The organism is Synechococcus sp. W60.1 (genome assembly GCF_047461575.1).
GTDB lineage: Bacteria > Cyanobacteriota > Cyanobacteriia > Thermostichales > Thermostichaceae > Thermostichus.
This window is the reverse complement of the sequence record NZ_JANSHL010000004.1, coordinates 168,347-174,744: the sequence shown is the minus strand read 5'-3', so window position 1 is coordinate 174,744 and position 6,398 is coordinate 168,347. Positions and strand designations below refer to the sequence as shown.

The window sequence follows — 6,398 nt, the reverse complement described above, 5'->3', positions numbered from 1 at the left end:
TCTTCCAGTTGTTGCTGAACTTGACTTTGCGGGAGAGCGCTTGCTGTGCCTTGCGCAAGCGCGCCTCGTGCCGCTTGCAGCTGTTGAGGGGCGCGTAGAACGTGCCGTCCGAGAGGGTAGCCAAGCGGGCAATGCCCATGTCCATGCCCACTGCGCCCCCCTGCGGAATAGGCCAATTAACCTCCCGCTCGGTCTGAATCAACACGAACCACTTGCCAGCGTGCTTGGATACGGTGACGTTCTTCACTGTGCCTAGCACTTCTCGGCTATTGCGGTAGCGCATCCAACCAAGCTTAGGCAGGTAGATGCGACTATTAACCTGATCAAGCTTGGTAGTTTCCGAACCGGAGTAGCGGAAGCTGTCGGACTGGCCCTTCTTCTTGAACTTCGGGAAGCCGGCGCGTTGGGCGAAGAAGTGGCTGTGGGCTCGCTCCAAATCCTGGAGCGCCTGTTGCAGCGGATGCACCGGCGCATCCGCCAGCCACGCCGTATCTGCGCTGTGGCGCCACGCGGTGAGCAGCTGGCACAAGCCCGCATAGCCTAGCTTTTTCTGGCCTTGCTCGTGACGCTCCTTCTGCAACGCCAGTGCTTTGTTGTAGACGAACCGGCAGGAGCCAGCAAAGCGGCGCATCTGCCGTTCCTGCTGGCTGTTGGGCAGCAATTCGTACTTGAAGGCTTGAAGTCGTTGCACCGCTCAATCGTATTCTTGACCTATGCGTGATGACAACGATATAGGCTACGGTTCGCGCTATCCTTCCCTGCCCTGAAGGACGGGGCTTGCCGCGCCTTTTGGTCAAGTTTCTGAAGCCTACACCAGTTGGAGTGCCGAGAAGGCTCAGAGGGCATTCGTATGCACCGAGACCTGAATGGCGCATGGGGGATTTTCCTGCATGCTTAGGTAGAACTGCCCTGTTCCGGCAATCTGCATTGGTGAAAGATGCTAGCTTTTTTAGCATCCAGTAGCCCAAAAAGTGCGGACTATGGTCAAGCGTGTGCGGTTGGATCCCATTGCCCAAGTGTCTGAAATCGCCACCAACAGCAATTTGCTCTCGGTGCTGCTGCAAGAAGAGCTGAATGTGTTGAAAGAGTGCGGTGGGCGCGGCCTCTGCGCCACCTGTCATGTGTACGTTAAGGAGGGGATAGAGTCTTTATCCCCGATGAGCAAGCGGGAGCAGCGCACCCTGGAGGTGATCACCACCTGCAAGCCTAACTCTCGCTTGGCCTGCCAAGCGCGGGTGCTGGGGGAAGGGGTGGTGGTGGAATTGCCTGCCGGGATGTACATCCATGCTTTTCAGGATATCGAGGCGTTGATCGGTCGGCGAGCGGAGCAGCCACTTTTGCACCCTGTAACCGGCGCGGTTTTGGTGCAGGAGGGCAAGCTGATCACCCGCTCGGTGCTGGAATCGGTGAGAGGGCTGGATCTGGATATCCAAGAAGCACTGGCTCGGAGCAGCCAGGAGTTTTGAGATTTTGATCCCATCTTTTGAGCCAGTTTGGGCCCCTTTTTGAGGCCACTTGGCCACCCCGTATATAAACAAATCATTCTCAGGTGAGTATTCCTATGCCCCCTGTGTTTCTTGGGATCGATCTGGGCACTTCTGGGATGCGGGTGGTGGCCCTCTCAGAGCAGGGGGAGGTGGTGGCCAAAAGCGAGCGCCAGTGGGATCCCCCAGAGACCAATCCGGGCCGCTGGTTGCGAACCCTGAAAGCCCTTTTGGGACAACTGACCGCGCAACTGGGGGAGCAGTATTCCATTGCAGCTCTGAGTGCTTGCAGCACTTCCGGCACCATTCTGCCGGTGGATGGTCGAGGCATGCCGTTGGAACAGGCGTGGCTGTATTCTGACCCACGGGGCCAGGCTCAGGCCAAGCAATTGGGGATCCCTGCCAGTTGGGGTCTCAGCCGTTGGCTGTGGTGGGCGGAAGCCTATCCTGATCAGTATCGAGACAGCTACTTGGCCCATCCGGCGGACTTTTTGCTGAGCCAACTGGGGGGGCGCAGGCAGGTGACCGATCACACCCATGCCCTCAAGAGCGGTTTCGACCTGGAGGCCTACACCTGGCCTCAGGAGTGGTTGGCGCGGCAGGGCCTAAACCCCAAGCATTTCCCCAAGGTGGTACCGCCGGGAACGGTTTTAGGAACGGTGCGAGCAGACTGGGGGTTGGGGCCGGAAGTGCTGATCGCGGCAGGGATCACCGATGGCTGTGCCGGGCAACTGGCGGCAGGGGCTATTCGCTTGGGGCAGGTTTCCACCAGCTTGGGCACAACCCTTATTTTTAAGGCCAACAGTCCGGATCCCATACAAACCCCAAGCATCTATTCCCATTTGCACCCGGACAGTGCTCCGCACCGCTGTCGCGAACGAATGGTTTGGTGGCCGGGGGCCGCCTCTTTTTGTGGAGGCGGAGTTTTGCCTCATTACTTCCCCGACGGCAACCTGCAAATGCTGGATCAGCAAGCTCAGGCTTATCTGCCCACCGGGCTGGTCAGCTATCCCCTTTGTCAGCCGGGAGAGCGTTTTCCCATTGTCGATCCCCGGTTCGCCGGGTTCTTGCCAGAGGCAGAAGAGGGATCCCCCCGTTTTTATGCTGCGTTGTTAGAGGGGGTAGCCATGGTCGAGCGGCTGGGGCTGGAAACGTTGGCAGCTCAAGGGATCCCGGTGTCAGAACAGAGTCCGATGTTCACCACCGGCGGAGGCAGCAAAAGCCCTCTTTGGTTGCGCCTGCGCGCCAGTATCCTTGCCCGTCCCTTGGCCGTGGTGAAACACCCGGAGCCGGCTGTGGGGGCAGCCATCTTGGCCGCTTCTGCCTATTGGTGCTGCTCTGTCCAACAGGCTGCCGATCGATTGGTACAGGTAGAACGCTATGTTCAACCGGATCCAGAGTGGGTGAAGTCTTACGCAGAGATCTACTCGGTCTTTCACAGCCGCCTGAGCAACCTGCTTTGACATGTTCCCTGCTCTACTGGCTTGCTTCCCCGTAGCGGTAGGGTGAGGATTCTTGTTACTGGTTCCACAACAGCCCTTGCCGCAAAGGATCCCGTCCCGCTTTCGTCAGTAGGTTTCCCCTCTAAAACAGCGATGATGGTTTCCCAGTTGTTCAGGCTACAGACTTATGACTATGTAAGTATTAAGCGGTCACGGGATACAGCTGCCTACCTACGTTTTTTGAGCTTCGTGAATGCTCAGCCGTGGAAACGAGATTCTTTTTAAACGGAAATGAAACATTTTCGTTGCATTGCTTCCTAACTTTCCTTCTCTCCTAACTAAAGAGAAGCTAGGGGTGAGGGTCGGCAGCGAGGTGTCTCAATCTTGTTTGAAGCGACTGTAAAAGCATTCTGACATCGAAAAGCAGGGATCCCCGCTTGGGGATCCCCGATTGGTATGGCCGGAGCCGCAAGCCAAGCTAGGGCTGCCGCTGGAAGCTCTTGACTTCTAAAACCGGCCCTACCTGAGCCACCGTCACCATGTCTTCTCTGATCTGTCCCTGGATGGTGACCTCTAGTCCCTCTTGCAAGAGCTCTTTGGGGGCACGGAAAAGGGCATAGTGCTCGCCGGAAGGCAGCGTCAGCACCCACACTCCCCCTTCGATATCCAGGAACTGGATGGTACCGCTGTACTCTTGCATCACTGCCTCAGCGCCAGCCCAGTTGCCGTGGATTGAGATTCCGTAGCCGCTTGCGCTCCCAAGTAGGCCAGGCCCAGGCAGAGCAAGCCATTGAAGAGCAAGAAGGAGCGACCCAACCAAGCAGAGGATCCAAGCCATAGCACCCCCTCATAGAACAGGGATCCGGACAAGAGCAGATGCGAGGCCATGCCAATGCACAAGCCAATCACCGCCCAGCGCCAGCGCCGATGGCCCAGGAGCAGCAACATCAACAGGCCTGGGATCAACACGCTGGCAAATAGGGGGTTCAAGGCATTGGTCTGGGCAAAGGCGGTGCCCAACTCCGGCAGGGAGCTACCCGCCAATTGGAAGGGCCAACGGGGGCCACCGACAATCGCCAACCCCTGCAAGGGGAAGAGACCGGCACTGCCCAAAAGCATCCCAGCCAGCAAAGGCACCGTCTGCAGCAGCCGCTTGGGAGCCAGCCACCAGCGGATCAGCACCAGGATAATGTAGCCGCCCACCACCATCAGCAGCTTCGGCACCAGAGCAATCGGGCCACCATCGAACCAGAAGCGTGGGTTGAGGTAGCCATTGTTGTTCAGGTACTGCAGGAAGTCCTTCAACCAGAGCACCAAGGGGTTTTCCTCCTGTTGCCCTGTGGCCCTGGCCAGCGCCTTGGCTGCATCCAAACGACCGGCCCCGTAGAAGTTCTGTTTGTCGCCGGGCACTGGGGTAGCCGACATTTTCAGCACTTCCTCCACCTTGTCCGGGTCTTTGATGCCCTGAGCCTGGATCAGAGCTGCCACACCGGCTACGTGGGGAGTGGCCATGCTGGTGCCTTGGAAGTAGGCAAAGACCGGCTCGTTGGGGTTACGACGATTGATGGTTTGCTGCAGAATGCCGTACTCGGGGTGATCAGGCGTTTTGGCTCCGCCGGGAGCAGAGATGTCCACCCCCACCCCATAGTTGGAGTAGGGGGCTTTCTCCCCGTTGGGCCCCGTGGCCGAGACAGCGATCACATGCGGGTAGCGGGCCGGGTAGCTCACCTGGTTGGAGTTTTCGTTGCCGGCGGCTGCGATCACCGTCACCCCTTTGCTATGGGCATAGGCCACTGCCTCTTCCATCAGTTGGGCAGAAGCGCGGCTACCCAGGCTGAGGTTGATGATCGTAGCCCCGTGGTCGGCAGCATAGCGGATCCCTTCCACCACATCCGACAGGGATCCGAAGCCGTTGGCATCCAACACCCGCACCGGCATGATCTTGGCCTTGAAGGCGATGCCGGCTACACCCAAGACATTGTTGGTGGACTGGGCAATGGTTCCCGCCACATGGGTGCCGTGGCCGTTGAGGTCTTCCGGCTCCTCATCGTCGTCCACAAAGTCATAGCCCTTCACAAATTGGGTTTGGGCCAGGTCGGGAACTCGGGTTACTCCTGTGTCCACCACGGCTACCGTCACCCCTTCCCCTTGGGAGATGTCCCAGGCTTCTGGCATGTGGATGGCCCTGAGATTCCATTGCTGGGGATAGAGGCGGTCATTGGGCACGAAAGCCGCCTGGAATTGATAGTTGGGGTGAGCATACTCGATCAAAGCTTCGTCGGTGAGCCGCTTAACCAGCCGCCGCGTGGATCCCAGGTGGTCGGCATCCACGTCAAACAGATAGATCGCTTCTTGGCGGGCAAAAGCGCTGTCGCTGCTGGGGCGGAGCGTCAAATGATACTCTTTAGCGATAGCGGCAATCTGACTGGGGGTGGCTGTGTTCACAAAGTTGACCACGATGCTGTCGTAGGGGGTAGATCCCTTGCCGCAAGCCGTCAACAGCAAGGCCATCAAGCCGGCGCAGCAAAGACCCAACCAGCGTCTGAATTTCATAATTCACGCCCTCGGGATCCAAAAAATGTTGCAACCAGTATGCCCTCTGGATTGACAATTGACGAGATGAGAGCCGGCATGGGGGCAAAATTGCCAGAAGGTGCAACCTTCGCCGCGCAAGAAGGGATCCCAGCCCTGCCGAGAAAGTGCTATGACAAGATGAGCGTAAATTGCTGCTTGGAGGGGGGAATCAGGATCGATGGATAGAGTCTTGCAGCTCATGATCCAGGGTTGGTATTACTCCATCCCCCTGTTGACGTTCTCGGTCTTCTCAGTGGCCTGTTGCATTGAGCGGGTGCTGTTTTGGTGGAAGATCACCCATCGGCAGGAGGAGGTGGTGCAGCAAGCCCTGAGCCAGTACCGCCGCAACCCACGCGCTGCCCAGTATTTGCTGGAGCAAAATGCCGATCTGCCGATTGCCCGCATCTTTTTGGCCGGGTTGGAGCTGAACGAGGCCAGCCCGGAAGATTTTAAGCTGGCTCTGGAAACGGCCCTGGCGGCAGAAGTGCCTCTGCTGAAGCGCTTCAACACGGTCTTCGACACCGTAATCACCGTTGCCCCCTTCTTGGGCTTGTTGGGCACCGTCACCGGCATCATCCAGATCCTCAGCTCCATTCAACTGGGGGATATCGGCGGCACCGATACCCAGGGGGTAGGTCAGGGGATCGCCGAAGCCTTGTACTCGACGGCCTTTGGGCTGATCGTGGCCATTCCCACCCTGCTGATCTCCAATGTCTTCCGCTCTTTGTACCTGCGGCAACTCTCTAAGATCCAAGAGTACGGCGGCATGCTGGAGCTGCTGCATCGGCAGCGGCAAGAAATGCAGGCCCAGCAGCTTTCTCAGTACCCCTACACAAAGCCCAGCCCCAGCGGCAGCTCTACCCTTCCCCCTTACTCGTCGCTTGAGCCCTCGTAGCCT

The 6,398-nt window shown here is 58.3% G+C and carries 6 protein-coding genes; 3 read left to right on the top strand and 3 right to left on the bottom strand.

Going from position 1 to position 6,398, the window contains the following annotated elements:
• On the bottom strand, nt 1-691 hold a 691-nt coding region (locus tag NW805_RS06315; protein ID WP_414421993.1), incomplete at its 3' end, for an RNA-guided endonuclease InsQ/TnpB family protein.
• Nucleotides 692-980: 289 nt separating this feature from the next.
• On the opposite strand from NW805_RS06315, the gene NW805_RS06310 reads away from it, so the two are divergent.
• Together NW805_RS06310 and NW805_RS06305 are read left to right on the top strand one after the other, a co-directional pair.
• Nucleotides 981-1,466, top strand: a complete 486-nt coding sequence (locus NW805_RS06310) for a 2Fe-2S iron-sulfur cluster-binding protein (RefSeq protein WP_414421992.1) — start codon at nt 981-983, stop codon at nt 1,464-1,466.
• A 95-nt stretch (nt 1,467-1,561) separates the two neighbouring features.
• The gene (locus tag NW805_RS06305; RefSeq protein ID WP_414421991.1) at nt 1,562-2,947 is read left to right on the top strand and encodes an FGGY-family carbohydrate kinase; all 1,386 of its coding nucleotides are present in this window, start codon (nt 1,562-1,564) and stop codon (nt 2,945-2,947) included.
• Nucleotides 2,948-3,404: 457 nt separating this feature from the next.
• On the opposite strand, the gene NW805_RS06300 is transcribed toward NW805_RS06305, so the two are convergent.
• Both NW805_RS06300 and NW805_RS06295 read right to left on the bottom strand, forming a co-directional pair.
• On the bottom strand, nt 3,405-3,626 hold the full coding sequence (locus tag NW805_RS06300; protein ID WP_414342539.1) for a hypothetical protein: 222 nt from the start codon (nt 3,624-3,626) through the stop codon (nt 3,405-3,407).
• Nucleotides 3,626-5,479, bottom strand: a complete 1,854-nt coding sequence (locus NW805_RS06295; RefSeq protein ID WP_414421990.1) for a S8 family serine peptidase — start codon at nt 5,477-5,479, stop codon at nt 3,626-3,628. Before NW805_RS06295 ends, NW805_RS06300 begins: the two co-directional genes overlap by 1 nt.
• A 223-nt stretch (nt 5,480-5,702) precedes the next feature.
• Between NW805_RS06295 and NW805_RS06290 the strand changes: the two genes are divergently transcribed.
• Nucleotides 5,703-6,395 (top strand): MotA/TolQ/ExbB proton channel family protein, encoded by a 693-nt coding sequence (locus NW805_RS06290; protein ID WP_414422000.1) that lies wholly within the window; start codon nt 5,703-5,705, stop codon nt 6,393-6,395.
• Nucleotides 6,396-6,398 lie beyond the last annotated feature (3 nt).

Bases quoted from the DNA above. Each gene is read 5' to 3' on its own strand.
- NW805_RS06300 (WP_414342539.1), bottom strand. From the start codon at position 3,626: ATGCAAGAGTACAGCGGTACCATCCAGTTCCTGGATATCGAAGGGGGA.
- NW805_RS06295 (WP_414421990.1), bottom strand. From the start codon at position 5,479: ATGAAATTCAGACGCTGGTTGGGTCTTTGCTGCGCCGGCTTGATGGCC.
- NW805_RS06305 (WP_414421991.1), top strand. From the start codon at position 1,562: ATGCCCCCTGTGTTTCTTGGGATCGATCTGGGCACTTCTGGGATGCGG.
- NW805_RS06310 (WP_414421992.1), top strand. From the start codon at position 981: ATGGTCAAGCGTGTGCGGTTGGATCCCATTGCCCAAGTGTCTGAAATC.